Raw genomic sequence first — 15,027 nt, forward strand, 5'->3', positions numbered from 1 at the left:
AATTAAACCGTCTTTTTTAAAGCGAGCGACATTTTTCGATACGCTATATCAGCTTTATAAAATCGTTCACCTTGTATTGCCATGCCAAACTTTCCATAGAAAGCTTGTGCACTTTCTCTAGCGTCACACCAAAAATAAATCACTGCACTTCGGTTCAGCTTATCAATGATATGCGCCAACATAAGACTACCTATGCCTTTTCCTTGGTATTCTGGCAAAGTAGCAAACTTTCTCAGCCTAACGCCTTCTTCATCTTGGAATATCGACGCCACACAGACTAGATCATCTCCAATAAAGGCACCAAAATGCTCACCGCTGCTATCGTCTTCAACACGACAATCATCAATCGACTTATCTGGCCATAACACCCTATGACGAATCGGTAATGCTTGTTCCGTAGTGATAAGCCTAATGATTGGAGCGTGTTCCACGTCATTGATCAAAATACACATCCTCACCTAATTTAAGCTTGATCATGGCATAAAAAAGCCCCGCTCAAAAGACGGGGCTTAAGGTTACCAGTAATTCTCGCTAGACGCGTTCAAACACCGTTGCGATACCTTGCCCCATACCAATACACATGGTAGCAAGGCCTAATGTTGCGTCCTTCTCACGCATCACATTCAACAAGGTAGTCGAAATACGAGTGCCAGAACAACCTAAAGGATGACCAAGTGCTATCGCACCGCCGTTTAAATTCACCTTATCATCCACAAGATCCAGTAAACCAAGATCTTTTAGTACAGGAATGGATTGCGCAGCAAAAGCTTCGTTCAACTCAACGACATCAATATCGTCAATGGTTAAACCGGCACGCTTCAAGGTTTTCTTTGTCGCTGGTACTGGGCCATACCCCATAATCGCAGGATCACAACCCGCTACCCCCATACTGCGCACCTTAGCGATTGGTGTTAAACCAAGCTCTTCGGCTTTTTTCGCTGACATCATTAACATCGCTGATGCACCATCAGACAACGCGGATGACGTGCCTGCTGTTACCGTACCGACTTTAGGCATGAAGACAGGTTTCAGTCCGGCAAGGGATTCCATCGATGTTTCTGGGCGAATGACTTCATCCACTTCAACTAGAATCTTATTGCCTTCGGCATCATGGCCTTCAAGGGAAACAATCTCGTTGTTAAAGCGACCTTGCAAAGTGGCTTCATGGGCAAGACGGTGGGAACGCACAGCAAATTGATCCTGAGCCTCACGACTCACGCCATGCATTTTACCCAGCATTTCAGCGGTTACCCCCATCATCATAGACGCTTTCGCCATATGCTTTGATAGTCCAGGGTTCACATCAACGCCATGCATCATACCGACATGACCCATATGCTCAACGCCACCGACAACAAACACCTCACCTTGACCCGTCATAATGGCTTGAGCAGCGGTATGGAGTGCCGACATGGAAGAGCCACATAAACGGTTCACAGTTTGCGCCGCACAGGTAATTGGTAGGCCGCCCAGCAACGAAACAGCACGAGCCATGTTAAAACCTTGCTCTAGGGTTTGGTTTACACAACCCCAAATTAGGTCTTCCACGTCATTGGGATCAACATTAGGATTACGTTTAAACAGAGCTTTCACTAGCCCTGCCGAAAGGTTTTCCGCTCGAACATTGCGAAATACACCATTTTTCGTTTTACCCATTGGTGAGCGAACGGCGTCGATAATCACGACATCATTTGGATTCAGTTTCATGGAAATTCTCCTCTAGCCTATGGGAAATTATGCGCCGTAATAAGTTGTGTTGTTGTTTGCCATGTCACGCATTTTCGCGGTTGGCTCATACAACTTACCTAGGTGACTGTATTTATCTGCAAGGTCACAAAATACCTGCAGTCCCATTTGGTCTAGGTAATGCAAAGCACCACCCAGGTACGGAGGGAAGCCAATACCATAGATCAATCCCATGTCCGCTTCTGCTGCTGACGCAACAATGTTTTCCTCTAAGCAACGTACCGTTTCGATGCAAAGTGGAATCATCATGCGCGCGATAATATCTTCTTCGGTCAGTGCCGTTTTAGATGTGACCACTGGAGCCAACAAAGCATTGATTTCTTCGTTGAAGATTTTCTTTGGCTTACCTTTACGATCCGGCTCATAGGTATAAAAACCTTGACCATTCTTCTGACCAAAACGCTCTAGTTCGAACAAACGATCTACCGCGTTCTTACCTTCGTGCTTCATTCGGTCAGGGTAACCTTGTGCCATTACTTGATCCGCATGAAAAGCTGTATCAACCCCCACCACATCAAGCAAGTAAGCGGGCCCCATTGGCCAGCCAAAGCGCTCCATGACTTTATCAACCTGTTGGAAGTCTGCGCCTTCTTCCATCATCAAAGAGAAACCAGCAAAGTAAGGGAACAAGACTCGGTTTACTAGGAAACCCGGACAGTCATTCACAACAATTGGCGTTTTACCCATGGCTTGTGCATAGGCAACGGTTTTCGCAATGGCTGCATCACTGGTTTTTTCGCCACGAATCACTTCAACCAAAGGCATACGATGTACGGGGTTAAAGAAGTGCATACCACAGAAGTTTTCTGGACGTTTTAGATCCTTCGCCAATTCAGTAATAGAAATGGTCGAGGTATTAGAGGTTAAAATAGCGTCATCGGCTATTTTTGTTTCTGTTTCCGCCAAAACCGATTTCTTAACTTTGACATTTTCAACAACAGCTTCAACCACTAGATCAACATGTTCAAATTCGCCATAACTCAAAGCAGGGACAATAGCATTCATCGCTTTAAAGGCTTTCGCCGTGGTTAAGCGCCCGCGCTCCACTTGACCATTAAAGAGCTTATTCGCTTCACTCAAGCCAAGCTCTAAAGCTTCAGGGCGAATGTCTTTCATAATAATCGGCGTACCTTTAGAAGCCGATTGATATGCAACTCCCCCCCCCATAATTCCTGCGCCCAATACCGCCGCCTGCTTAACAGGCGTAGCACCTTTCGCGTACTTAGAAGCGGTTTTCTTGATAACTTGATCGCTAAGGAAAAGTGTTACCAAAGATTTCGCTACTGGGCCTTTTGCTAATTTGATGAAACCCTTGATCTCCGTTTCAATGGCTTTTTCCATAGTTTGGCTAATGCCTTTTTCCATGGTTTTAATCGCTGCCATCGGCGCTGGATAATGCTTGCCTGCTTTCGCACCCACCACACCACGAACGGATTCGAACACCATCATTTTCTCAATCGGAGAGAAGACCATTGGCGCACGCAATTCATCACGACGAGCATGGTAGTCAAGCTTGCCATCTATTACCTGTTGAATAAGGTGACGAGCGGACTCGTTAACCTTATCAGCGGAAACAACGGCATCGACGGCACCGTCTTTCATCGCGTCTTCGCTGCGTTTCTGGGCACCACCACAGATCCATTCACAGGCATTATCCGCACCGATCAGACGAGGTAAACGCACCGTACCACCCCAACCTGGATAAATACCTAATTGCGTTTCTGGCAAACCAATCTTGGCAGTGTCTGCCATCACTCGATAATCGCAGGCCAGGCTTAATTCCATTCCGCCGCCCAAAGCGATGCCGTTAATAGCCGCAACCGTTGGACAAGACAGATTGGAAATATCCGTAAACAGATGATGAACATCACGAAGCTTATCGGTGAGTTCTTCGTCCGTCATTTTGAACCAAGAAATGAATTCCGTAATATCTGCGCCGACAACAAAGACATCTTTAGCACTGGTAAACATAACCCCTTGCAAATCATCCGTGTGTTTCAGTACATCTACGGCTTGACCTAACTCAGCCAGCGTAAGGCTATTGAATTTATTGACCGATTCACCGGCCAAATCAAGAATGACGGTTGCCACCCTTGCCTCATCGACTGCAACCTTAACGGCTTGTCCTTCGAATATCATGCTGGTCTCCAATTGTTGTTCTTATGATTGCAGTGGTATCAAAACCACCGCAAACCAGTATTAAATTTGAAATCTCTACACGACAGCACCGTGCAAAGGTTTCAATTTTGTTTATTTTCTTCAGGTAAAGTCTTAAAGACTATTTTCCAATTCAGGAACAGCCTCAAACAAATCTGCCACCAAACCGTAGTCGGCCACTTGAAAAATCGGTGCGTCTTCGTCTTTATTGATAGCCACAATGACTTTTGAATCCTTCATGCCGGCCAAATGTTGAATCGCCCCTGAAATCCCCACGGCGATGTACAAATCTGGCGCGACTGTTTTGCCCGTTTGTCCGACCTGTAAATCGTTCGGCACGAAGCCAGCATCAACCGCCGCACGCGAAGCGCCAATCGCTGCCCCTAACTTGTCAGCAACACCTTCAAGCAACTTAAAGTTATCGCCGTTGCCCATTCCACGACCACCAGAAATAATAACGTTAGCCGCGGTCAATTCTGGACGATCAGATTCTGCCAATTGCTCTTTAACAAAGCGGCTGCGATCAGAAGCGATTACTTGAGAAAGCGCTTGGCGTTCTGCACTACCACCCTCACTTGCTGCCGCATCAAATCCCGTTGCGCGAACCGTCAATACTTTTACTGAGTCCGTCGTCTTCACTGTGGCAATAGCATTACCCGCGTAAATAGGACGAACAAAAGTATCTGCCGATTCAACCTTAATAACATCAGACAGTTGTGCCACATTCAATAAAGCGGCAACACGCGGTAAAGTATTCTTACCCGTTGTCGTCGCAGGCGCTAAAATATGTTCATAGCCTTCTGCTACTTCTACAATTAGTTTTGAAACATTTTCTGCAAGCTGATGTTCATAAACGGCATTATCAGCCACCATCACCTTAGTCACACCAGCCACTTGGCTAGCTTGTTCAGCCACCGCTTGGCACTCGTGCCCAGCAATCAGTATATGAACATCTGCATCAATTTGAGTGGCGGCTGTAACCGTATTTAAGGTCGCAGGTTTTAACGACTTATTATCATGTTCTGCAATGACTAAAACGCTCATGACACCACCTTCGCTTCATTTTTAAGTTTGTCGACTAACTCAGCTACAGAGCCTACTTTAATTCCACCAGCACGTTCGGGCGGCGGTGTGACTGAAATCACACTGACGTTAGAACCTACTTCAACACCAAGATCTGCAGGCGTTTTCACCTCCAACGGCTTTCTTTTCGCTTTCATGATATTAGGTAAAGAAGCAAAACGTGGCTCATTCAGGCGTAAATCTGTCGTAATAACAGCAGGTAATGTAATCGCAAGAGTCTGCAAACCACCGTCAATTTCACGCATAACCTGTGCTTCACCGTTTTCAACAAGAATTTCGGACGCAAAAGTGGCCTGAGGATAATCCAACAAAGCCGCTACCATTTGGCCTGTTTGATTGTTATCTGAATCAATCGCCTGTTTCCCCATAATAATGATATCGGCGGCTTCTTCTTGCGCGACCTTAGCAAGCAACTTAGCAACGGATAAAGAATCTAAACCGTCTTCTGTTTCTACTTGAATCGCTCGGTCAGCCCCTAGCGCCAGTGCCGTACGTAATGTTTCTTGGCATGTTTTAGAACCGACAGAGACCACAACCACTTCTGATGCAACGCCTTTCTCTTTCAAACGAATGGCTTCTTCTACTGCAATTTCGCAGAAAGGGTTCATCGACATTTTGACATTGCTCAGGTCAACCTCTGTATTATCGGCTTTAACACGAACTTTGACGTTGTAGTCAATGACTCGCTTGACAGATACTAGGATTTTCATAAGTCCCTCAATATTGTTCTTAAACTGACTAGCATTATTAATCTAATGATAACGACTAATCTCTGTTAATGAATGAAAAATTACATGTCACTAATACTAGTTCTCCAGCGTTTTACATCAATAACAAAAAAACGCCAGTTAACTAACAAAAGCAATCACCCAGTGTTTTACAACGGCCGAAAATGCATCCAGTAGAAGCAAAACTAAAGTGAATAACAACACACACAAAATATAGTTTATAAATAAAACTGTTTACATACAAAACATATTTTCTTCAACGCACAAAAAAACACCTTCTTAATAATAGGTGGTACGAAAAAAACCATGAGATAAATTTATTTCTTACGGGATAAAAAAGACGCAAAAGCCTGATGAGCCTCAGTCGAACGCAGGCGATCTTTAAAAATACGACCTTCACGCATAAGTGCCATCTGTACATCGTCTTGGGCTCTATATTTAAGTAAATCTTTACTCAAGGCCACCGCTTCAACGGGTAAAGAAGCGACTTTTTTGGCATAAGAAAAAGCCATTTCGTAGGCTTCTCCTTCTTCACACAAATGATTTACTAAGCCTATTTCATTCGCTTCTTGGGCGCTAACAAACTCCCCAAGAACAAGTATTTCAAAGGCTTTTTGATAACCCACTAGTTGTGGTAACAAGTGACTTGATGCCGCTTCAGGCACTAAACCCAGCTGAACAAAGGGAAACTGTAAACGTGCTTCACGGGAGGCTAAAACTAGATCACAATGCAACAACATGGTTGCCCCAACCCCAACAGCTCGCCCCTCCACTCCCGCTATCAGTGGTTTTTTATACCCACTCAAGACTTGCAAAAAAGCCATAATAGCTTCCATTTTTTCTGGCGCTTGGGCAATCTGCACAAATTCTTTAATATCATTACCGGAAGAGAAATCGCCTCCAGCACCATAAAGCAAGGTCACTTTTACTTCACTATTCAGTGCAGCACGGTGCAAAGCCTCTGTTAAGGCCTGATACATATCTAAAGTGATGGCGTTTTTTTTCTCTGCGCGTTTTAAGCACAAGACCAGTACACCAGATTCAATGTATTCAGTAACATAATCACTCACTACTGGCTCTCCTCGTGCGGTAGACGAAGTACCTGCTCATCAACTAATTTACGTACCATTGGGCTATCATCAGACCAACCATGACAACTATTAACGAGATTTTTTAATGCCTTAGGAACTTGTGTCGGATACTTTTCTCCTAACGGTTGCCACATGGTTTGAAACGCTGTCGTTGCCACTACAGGAAAAAGTTCTAACACATGGGTACAACCCAGTTTCCCACCAAAAGTTTTCCTCACTAGGCTATTCCAACCGGGGCCAATACGCGTGCCTTTTAGTTCCTCAAAGCTTGGAGCAACGCCACCGCAATTAGGAAAAGGAAATGCATCCATAGACACAGACACTTCTTTAACCAAAAAAGTGTCATCTAGAGCCAATGTAATACGCATATCATGGAAGGGACTACCCTCAGGAACCAAGCTATTATCAAAATCACGGTTTACATGGTACGCCTTAAGGTCTCGCATACTGGCTTCAATTTCCCACAAGCCATCTTCACGCAAAAATCCATAGGACTCAATTTGACGTCGATGCATCAATTTACGTTTGACCTGCGCCATTATCGCTCTCCCATTACGGCTTAAAAAGCCAATAAAGACCAATGAAAGTGAGGGTTAAGTCAATTAATCTCGTAACGCTCGACGCAGGACTTTACCAACATTTGTTTTTGGTAAGTCCTTGCGTATCTCAATGTACTTAGGCACTTTATAAGCCGCCAAGTTTTCTTTACAAAAGCGCCGCAACTCATCTCTATCAAGGGCTTCAACATCCGCCTTTAATACCACAAAGGCTTTTACTGATTCACCTGTTTTATCGTCTGCAACACCAATGGCAGCAGACTCCAAAATAGCGGGATGAGAGGATAGACAATCTTCGACTTCTGTTGGGTAAACATTAAAGCCTGATACGATAATCATGTCTTTAGCACGATCAACAATTTGCAGATAACCATCTAGATGTTGCACTGCAATGTCACCAGTGATCAAAAAGCCATCCTCTGTCATGATTTCACGTGTTGCTTCTTCCCGTTGCCAATAGCCTTTCATCACCTGAGGGCCACGAACACACAACATGCCAGATTCGCCTTGCGGCAGCGCGTTCCCTTCATCATCTTGGATTTTAATATCGGTTTCAGCAACAGGAACCCCTATGGTCCCTATTTGCTCTTTGCCAATAGGGTTAAAAGAAACAACGGGAGAGGTTTCGGTCAAGCCGTAACCTTCCACCACCTTACAACCAGTGACCCGCTCCCATTCCTCTGCTGCAGCATGGGTAAGAGGCATACCACCAGAGCAAGTCAGTTTTAGATGAGAAAAATCCAATTGACGAAAATCTTCGCGATTGCATAAACCAACAAACAGGGTATTCAAACCGACAAAACCACTAAATTTCCATTTTTTCAGCTCTTTTACAAAACCTGGTAGATCTCTAGGGTTAGGGATTAATACAGTATGGCTACCACGACCTAATAAGGTCAGGCCATGTATTAAAAAAGCATAAATATGATAAAGCGGTAAAGGAGCGATATAGACCTCTACTCCTTCATCAATAATACAAGTAAGACGGGAACCTAATTGATTCATATTAGAAATTAAATTTGCATGGGTCAGCATAGCCCCTTTGGCAACACCAGTGGTTCCGCCTGTGTATTGCAACACAGCAACACTCTCAGGATTAACATCCACCTCAGATACCGTTTCACCTACCCCTTTTGCCAACGCTTCATTGAGCGTTAAAGCATTTGGAAGATGATAATCAGGCACTAATTTTTTGACATATTTCACCACAGAATTCACTAATAACCGTTTAACGGGTGAATGAAAATCTGCAATTTCCGTGATGATGAGGTGTTTGATAGAAGTATTAGCCAGTATTTTTTCGACGTTATGTGCCATATTGGCAAACACAACCAAAGCTTTTGCGCCGGAATCATTGAACTGATGCTGAAGCTCTTTTGGCGTATATAAAGGGTTGGTATTGACTACCACCATGCCCGCTTTCATAGCACCAAATAAAACAACAGGATATTGAATAACATTGGGTAACTGTATCGCTATACGATCTCCGGGCTTTAGATCAGTATGGTTTTGCAGATAAGCGGCAAACTGATCAGACTTTTCATCCAGTTCGCGGTAGGTAATGGTTCGCCCAACACTAGTAAAGGCAGGTAAATCGGCATATTTTTTACAGCTTTCCTGCAACACTTCAGTTACAGAACAATAACCCTGCGGGTTGAGTGATTCTGGAATATAGCAACCAGGTGCTAACGAATAATTAAGCGCATTAGGCATCGTTATAAAAGCTCCATTTGTTTTTTTTATTTAGGAGAAGCAAAAACCCAATCGCATCATCTGCCATTGGGTAACACTTTATCTAATTGAAAACAGCCTCTCTTTATTTAGGGAAGATCTGTGTCAATTTAGTCGCGAGCATGATATCGCCGTCAGCACGAATTTTGCCTTGCATAAAAGCGGCCATACCGTCTAATTCTCCACTCAAGACTTCTTTTAGTATTTGCAGGTCCATCTCAAGAGTAACGGTAGGGTCATCATGTTCGCCTTCCCCCATATTGCATTGTCCATCATCGATAACTAAGTGATAGCTACTATCGTCTTCTAAGTCAAATTGAAACACGGCTTCCATGTCATCAGCTTCATCTGCGTCGAAGCGCCCTAACATAGCTTCAAATACGGCTTTTGCTTCACTCATAATCTTACCCTTTTTTGATTGGCTCTTATACATTGTAGTCAGGCCTGTTATAAATAAGTCAGCCTGACTTTATCACTCGCGTATTGAGTTATTTAAGCGTTTAGCTCTTAAGCATTCAACTCTTAAGCGTTCAGGAATAGAAAGTTATCCTCGTCCATTGATAATAGGTTATCAGCCCCAGATAGCATGGCTTCGGCATGTGTTTTAGTTCGTGGTAATAGCCGCTCATAATAAAACGTCGCCGTTTGCAGTTTAGCAGTATAAAAGCCCACTTCGTCTGTGCCTTCGTCGAGTCTATTTTGAGCAACAATAGCCATACGAGCCCAGAAGTAAGCAAGCACCACATAACCGGAGAACATCAAGTAGTCAACAGATGCGGCCCCCACTTCCTCTTTGTTGCGCATGGCTTTCATGCCGATTTTCATCGTCACATCTCCCCACTCACCGTTCAATTTGTCTAATGCAGAAATGTAAGACTTAACTCGCTTATCTCCCTTATGCTCTTTACAAAACTTATGAACTATTTTGGTAAAGCGGCGTAAGGTCGCTCCCTGAGTCATGAGAACTTTACGACCTAATAAGTCTAGCGCCTGAATGCCCGTGGTGCCTTCGTATAACATGGAAATACGGCAATCTCGAACGTTTTGCTCCATGCCCCACTCAGCAATAAAGCCGTGACCACCAAATACCTGTAACCCCTGATTGGCCGCTTCAAAGCCTGTTTCGGTTAAAAAGGCTTTCGCGATAGGCGTCAGCAAAGACATCAATTCGTCCGCTTCTTCCTTCTCTTCTTTAGTGCCCTTCTTAGTGGTATCCACCAACATAGAACAATAATGAATCAATGCTCGGCCGCCTTCAGCAAAGGCTTTTTGAGTAAGTAACATGCGGCGCACATCAGGATGAACAATAATAGGGTCTGCGGCCTTCTCTGGTGCTTTAGGGCCAGACAAAGAACGCATTTGCAGGCGATCTTTCGCATAGGCCACCGAGTTTTGTAATGCCCACTCCGCATGGGCTAAACCTTGCATTGCAGTCCCAATACGAGCGGTATTCATGAAGGTAAACATGCAATTTAAACCACGGTTCGGTGGGCCAATCAAAAAGCCTTTAGCCCCATCAAAATTCATCACACAGGTGGCATTACCGTGAATCCCCATTTTATGCTCAATAGAACCACAAGAAACTTGGTTACGGTCGGCTATTTCGCCAGTGTCGTTAACGTTGAATTTTGGAATGATAAAAAGAGAAATTCCTTTCGTGCCCGCTGGGGCATCTGGTAGACGTGCAAGCACTATATGGACAATATTATCCGCCATGTCATGCTCACCAGCAGAAATAAAGATCTTAGTACCAGTCACAGCATAACTACCATCAGCCTGAGGTTCGGCTTTGGTTTTTAACATGCCAAGATCTGTACCACAATGGGGTTCGGTCAGACACATGGTGCCAGTCCATTCCCCAGATACCAACTTAGTAAGATAGGTTTGTTTTTGCTCATCTGTGCCATGCATTTCGATGGTATTCATCGCCCCATGGCTTAAGCCTGGGTACATGCCCCACGACCAATTGGAAGTAGCAATCATCTCGGTGACCATCATGCCAAGAGACTCGGGAAGACCTTGCCCACCCATCTCTTCCGGATGAGAGAGGGACGGCCAACCACCCTCAACATATTGTTGATAAGCTTCTTTAAAACCGTCCGGAGTGGTGACCACACCATCTTTAAACTGACAACCTTGTTGATCGCCAGTACGGTTTAAAGGCGACAACACGCGTTCTGCGAATTTAGACCCCTCTTCCATTATGGCAGACACCATATCCGGTGTGGCGTCTTCTGTTCCCGGAAGCTTTGCGTAATGCCCGTAGATATCTAAAAGTTCTTCCGTAACAAATTTAATATCACGCAGTGGCGCTTTATACTCAGGCATAACTCATAACCTCTTCTTGTTTTGTCTTTTCAAGATCTATTTGCTAGATCTCACTTTATATTAGGAAGAGTCGTTCATAAGTCAAATTGGCTCAATAGCAAAACATGCCAAGATTAATGACAAAATTCATCAAAAAGATAATTATAAAAAACCAATTTTCTATAAATATAAAAAAACCACCTTAAAAAAGGTGGTTTAGCGTCATTCCTTGACCTCTTTCTTAAATTTAGAAAGAGACCAAATAAACATTCAAATCCGCTTACATCAGGGTTAAGAAATCTGATTAATCAAGGTCGCTAACTCTTGAACGCCTTTTTCGACTTCTGCCAAGCCACTGGAAACCGTTTCAATTTTGGTCGAGCTTGATAAAGCCAGCTCACTTGACGTTGCCATTTTTTGAGTCAGCATTTCAATCAATGATGAATTTTTACTCACTACATTAGAAATTTCTTGAGATTGATTGGATGTTTCCTGAGCAAGTGTTCTCACTTCATCCGCAACCACAGCAAAACCACGACCAGCTTCACCAGCCCGAGCCGCTTCTATCGCTGCGTTTAAAGCCAGTAAATTAGTTTGATCTGCTACACCTTGAATCGCTTGCACGATTGAATTAATTTTTCCCGCCTGCTGGCCAAGATCTTTAGTAATTTCACTAGCTAAATCGATCTCATTAGACGCTTGTTTCGACGTCGCCGTGACTGCTGCTAATGTCGTAACGGTTTGATTCGTAATAAGTGTGGCCTCTTCTGACGTACCTGCTGCAGAGAATTTGATTTTGTTAAACGCATCAACCTGATCCGTCACATCCATTGCAAACTTAACCACTTTGTCGACTTTCCCATTAATGTCAAAAACTGGGCTATAGGTTGCATCAAGCCAAATTTCAGCGCCGTTTTTAGCTTTACGAACATAGCGTCCTTGAAAGCTTTCTCCAGATGCCAACTTTTGCCAAAAGCTTGGGGTTTCTTGATAAAACTTGTCGAAGCAAAAGCTTTTATGGTGCATACCAAGTACTTCACTCTCTTGGTATCCCATGACTTGAAGAAAGTTATTGTTAGCCTCTAATACAGTACCTTTCGAATCAAACTTGATCACCGCTAGATACTTATCAAGAGAGTTAAGTAACGCGTCTTTTTCCTGTAATCCATCAAAAGCGCTGGTGACATCATTGGCTAGTTTTATAACGCTCTTAACTTTCCCTGTTTCGTCCTGAACAGGAATATAGCTTGCTTCTAACCAAACTCTTTTTCCAGAACTGCTGTTACGTGCAAAGGTATCTTTTTGAAAAATACCCTTATTTAAGTTTTCCCAGAATTTTCGATATTCAGAGCTGTTTGCATAAGACTTATCACAAAAAGAAGAATGGCTCGCGCCTATTGCCTGCTCTCTTGTGTAGCCCATCACATTTAGGAAATTATCATTAACATCCACAACCTTACCGCCTGTATCGAAGCGGATATAAGCAAGGTGCTTTTTTTGAGCCTCTAGTATTTCATTAACACTAGAAACGCTACTTTTAAGAGTATGTATTTCTGTTTCAAGGTTGGCAATTTTGACCTTGCTACTAAACATCATGAATTAGTCTCATTAATAAAATTTATACAAATAAACTTTGAAAAAGCTTATGACAGATTTATGACAGACACAAAGGCGATACTATGAAGGAGGCAGAACAACCTAGGTCGCTGTAATAAGCGACACAGACTTACCTGTTAAGAATTCGCAAGGGTAAGGGCATCTAAACCTAAAGGTTTGTTCTCTCTCTTTTAGACCGTAATCCTGAGTCATACTTTAATTAAGGAGAATCACCTTAATATGCCATTAGAAAGCAAAACAAACCTCTTTCTATCCCCCATTCCCTCGTACGTGATATTTGATGGCTAAAGCTTGATCCTTTAATAAAGGCAATAAGTTTATCTCATTTATCAAAAAATGAATACTGTATCCAAAATACTGGAAATTTGTTCATTAGATAGACCCCCTAGAATAGATGGTCATGAATCCGTTTTTTTAAGCTATTAACGACTACTCCCGTATCAAACAAGCACTCGAAGCGGCTTCCTTTATAAACCTCAGAGGTCAATATCGTGTCTTCAGTGACAGTGACATTAAGCTGAATCGACTCGTTATCAGACGTTTTAAACAAACCTTTGGCACGCCAAAAACCGGACTCCGCCCGCAAAAAATGGCTCAATTTTTCTAAGGTCGCCCTGTCAAATACATAGCTGTCATCCATCACCCAACCCAAACTATTCAATTCTCTATCACACTTTTGAAAACAGGTAACACCAAGCAAAGGTTGACTCGTCAAGGCGTTATTCGCCTGATGGTCGTGGTCGTGGTCGTGGTCGTGGTCGTGGTCGTGGTCGTGGTCGTGATGAGAATGCGGTTCAGAGCTATGCAAATGAATCGGCTTAGCATCAAGCCATGTCATATCCACCACACCATGTTGTGAAAAACCAATCACCGCCTTAGCAGGTTCAAACTGTTTAGCAAAATCCACAAAGCGCGTTTCATCGAACTCATCATAGGTATCTTGTTTGGTGGCAATCAAGACATCGGCCATATTAATCTGATCAAAAAAAGCAGGGTGACCTAAATAACGAGGGTTCGATAAATTACGCGCATCCACCAAACAACAACTCGCCCCTATCTCCAACACGCCATGGTAATAGGGCGCTTGTAATTGCTTAACAATTTGGTCTGGATGGCCAATGCCCGTAGGTTCAATCAAGATACGATCAGGGTTAGCAAGCTTAATCAGTTCATTTAGTCCGGCACTAAAAGCCGCTGACGTAGTACAACACAAGCAACCACCGGGGACTTGCTTAATTTGGACGTTTTCACCTCTTACCAAGCAAGCATCAATGCCCACATCACCAAATTCATTCACCAACACCGCCCAAGTCTCCCCTTGCGGAACCTGAGATAACATATATTGAATGGCTGTGGTTTTCCCTGCCCCAAGAAACCCAGTAATAACAGTGATTTTGATACCTTGATACTGCATAGCGTCATTACCCTTCACATGGCCTTTTTGACCTTAACATTATTATTCACGTCTTTACTTTGTAAAATCAGCTCATCCCCAGCCTGTGCCCGAGCAGACTTCGCCATTCGGTCATACAACAATACATTCACCGAAGCGGCCAAATTCATACAGCCAACCGTCGGTACAAACACGACATGATCAGCACGGTCAACAATAGATTGAGAAATGGTGCCGTCCTCAGGACCAAAAATGTACACGGCTTTTTCTGGGTGTTGGAAAGCGGGTAAAGGTGTCGCACCTTGAATTAAATCGACACAGACAATCCTAGTATCAGCATCGACTGCATCAACAAATGCCGCGACGCCGAGTGCCTCAATATTAATGAGCGGAATAGATGTCGTCACTTTTTGTGTATCCGTCGCCATTTTCACGGCTCTATCGTAACGAGTACCAGAATACAAAACTTGATTGACCTGATAACAACCTGCAGCTCGCATCACAGAGCCAACATTTGAAGCATTTTTGGGATTGGTTAAAGCAATGGTGACAAATTCAGTTTTCATAGGGAAGGTAAACCAATGGAATAAGCGGAGTATAGGAAAGGCAAATAACAG

At 43.6% G+C, this 15,027-nt stretch carries 13 protein-coding genes and 1 pseudogene; all 14 read right to left on the minus strand.

Annotated features, from left to right (window positions below; genetic code table 11):
• Positions 1-2: 2 nt before the first annotated feature.
• Complete coding sequence (locus tag I8J31_RS07030; protein WP_233402638.1) at positions 3-443, minus strand: GNAT family N-acetyltransferase; 441 nt, start codon at positions 441-443, stop codon at positions 3-5.
• Between the two features lie 88 nt (positions 444-531).
• On the minus strand, positions 532-1,707 hold the full coding sequence (gene fadA / locus I8J31_RS07035; RefSeq protein ID WP_199467569.1) for an acetyl-CoA C-acyltransferase FadA: 1,176 nt from the start codon (positions 1,705-1,707) through the stop codon (positions 532-534).
• Between the two features lie 27 nt (positions 1,708-1,734).
• On the minus strand, positions 1,735-3,885 hold the full coding sequence (gene fadB / locus I8J31_RS07040; RefSeq protein WP_199467570.1) for a fatty acid oxidation complex subunit alpha FadB: 2,151 nt from the start codon (positions 3,883-3,885) through the stop codon (positions 1,735-1,737).
• 132 nt (positions 3,886-4,017) lie between these two features.
• Positions 4,018-4,947, minus strand: coding sequence for an electron transfer flavoprotein subunit alpha/FixB family protein (locus tag I8J31_RS07045; RefSeq protein WP_199467571.1), 930 nt, complete (start codon positions 4,945-4,947; stop codon positions 4,018-4,020).
• A complete protein-coding gene (locus tag I8J31_RS07050) occupies positions 4,944-5,696 on the minus strand; it encodes an electron transfer flavoprotein subunit beta/FixA family protein (protein ID WP_199467572.1) in 753 nt (250 codons plus the stop codon). Before I8J31_RS07050 ends, I8J31_RS07045 begins: the two co-directional genes overlap by 4 nt.
• 335 nt (positions 5,697-6,031) lie before the next feature.
• Positions 6,032-6,784 (minus strand): enoyl-CoA hydratase-related protein, encoded by a 753-nt coding sequence (locus I8J31_RS07055; protein ID WP_199467573.1) that lies wholly within the window; start codon positions 6,782-6,784, stop codon positions 6,032-6,034.
• Positions 6,784-7,344: a DUF2889 domain-containing protein gene (locus tag I8J31_RS07060; RefSeq protein WP_199467574.1), complete on the minus strand. Its 561-nt coding sequence runs from the start codon at positions 7,342-7,344 to the stop codon at positions 6,784-6,786. The genes I8J31_RS07055 and I8J31_RS07060 overlap by 1 nt, the downstream gene beginning before the upstream one ends.
• Positions 7,345-7,407: 63 nt before the next feature.
• Positions 7,408-9,075, minus strand: coding sequence for an AMP-binding protein (locus tag I8J31_RS07065; protein WP_199467575.1), 1,668 nt, complete (start codon positions 9,073-9,075; stop codon positions 7,408-7,410).
• Between the two features lie 103 nt (positions 9,076-9,178).
• Positions 9,179-9,493, minus strand: coding sequence for an SCP2 sterol-binding domain-containing protein (locus I8J31_RS07070; RefSeq protein ID WP_199467576.1), 315 nt, complete (start codon positions 9,491-9,493; stop codon positions 9,179-9,181).
• 122 nt (positions 9,494-9,615) lie between these two features.
• The gene (locus I8J31_RS07075; protein ID WP_199467577.1) at positions 9,616-11,421 is read right to left on the minus strand and encodes an acyl-CoA dehydrogenase C-terminal domain-containing protein; all 1,806 of its coding nucleotides are present in this window, start codon (positions 11,419-11,421) and stop codon (positions 9,616-9,618) included.
• A 270-nt stretch (positions 11,422-11,691) separates the two neighbouring features.
• Entirely contained in the window at positions 11,692-12,231 is a 540-nt protein-coding gene (locus I8J31_RS21265; RefSeq protein WP_233402644.1) for a methyl-accepting chemotaxis protein, read from the minus strand.
• A pseudogene (locus I8J31_RS21270) lies at positions 12,217-12,996 on the minus strand (PAS domain-containing protein); the annotation flags it as partial. The gene I8J31_RS21265 and the pseudogene I8J31_RS21270, both read right to left, overlap by 15 nt.
• A 406-nt stretch (positions 12,997-13,402) precedes the next feature.
• Complete coding sequence (locus I8J31_RS07085) at positions 13,403-14,449, minus strand: CobW family GTP-binding protein (RefSeq protein ID WP_199467579.1); 1,047 nt, start codon at positions 14,447-14,449, stop codon at positions 13,403-13,405.
• Positions 14,446-14,976 carry an RNA methyltransferase gene (locus I8J31_RS07090; RefSeq protein WP_199467580.1) on the minus strand — a complete coding sequence of 177 codons (531 nt, stop codon included), beginning with the start codon at positions 14,974-14,976 and terminating at the stop codon, positions 14,446-14,448. The genes I8J31_RS07085 and I8J31_RS07090 overlap by 4 nt, the downstream gene beginning before the upstream one ends.
• Positions 14,977-15,027: the final 51 nt, after the last annotated feature.

This window comes from Marinomonas transparens, assembly GCF_016463975.1.
Classification (GTDB): Bacteria; Pseudomonadota; Gammaproteobacteria; order Pseudomonadales; family Marinomonadaceae; genus Marinomonas; species Marinomonas transparens.

What these genes read in the sequence shown, in the direction of transcription:
- I8J31_RS07075 (WP_199467577.1), bottom strand. Translation starts at nt 11,421, where the DNA reads ATGCCTGAGTATAAAGCGCCACTGCGTGATATTAAATTTGTTACGGAA.
- I8J31_RS07050 (WP_199467572.1), bottom strand. Translation starts at nt 5,696, where the DNA reads ATGAAAATCCTAGTATCTGTCAAGCGAGTCATTGACTACAACGTCAAA.
- fadA (WP_199467569.1), bottom strand. Translation starts at nt 1,707, where the DNA reads ATGAAACTGAATCCAAATGATGTCGTGATTATCGACGCCGTTCGCTCA.
- I8J31_RS21265 (WP_233402644.1), bottom strand. Translation starts at nt 12,231, where the DNA reads ATGGATGTGACGGATCAGGTTGATGCGTTTAACAAAATCAAATTCTCT.
- I8J31_RS07065 (WP_199467575.1), bottom strand. Translation starts at nt 9,075, where the DNA reads ATGCCTAATGCGCTTAATTATTCGTTAGCACCTGGTTGCTATATTCCA.
- I8J31_RS07045 (WP_199467571.1), bottom strand. Translation starts at nt 4,947, where the DNA reads ATGAGCGTTTTAGTCATTGCAGAACATGATAATAAGTCGTTAAAACCT.
- I8J31_RS07060 (WP_199467574.1), bottom strand. Translation starts at nt 7,344, where the DNA reads ATGGCGCAGGTCAAACGTAAATTGATGCATCGACGTCAAATTGAGTCC.
- I8J31_RS07070 (WP_199467576.1), bottom strand. Translation starts at nt 9,493, where the DNA reads ATGAGTGAAGCAAAAGCCGTATTTGAAGCTATGTTAGGGCGCTTCGAC.
- fadB (WP_199467570.1), bottom strand. Translation starts at nt 3,885, where the DNA reads ATGATATTCGAAGGACAAGCCGTTAAGGTTGCAGTCGATGAGGCAAGG.
- I8J31_RS07090 (WP_199467580.1), bottom strand. Translation starts at nt 14,976, where the DNA reads ATGAAAACTGAATTTGTCACCATTGCTTTAACCAATCCCAAAAATGCT.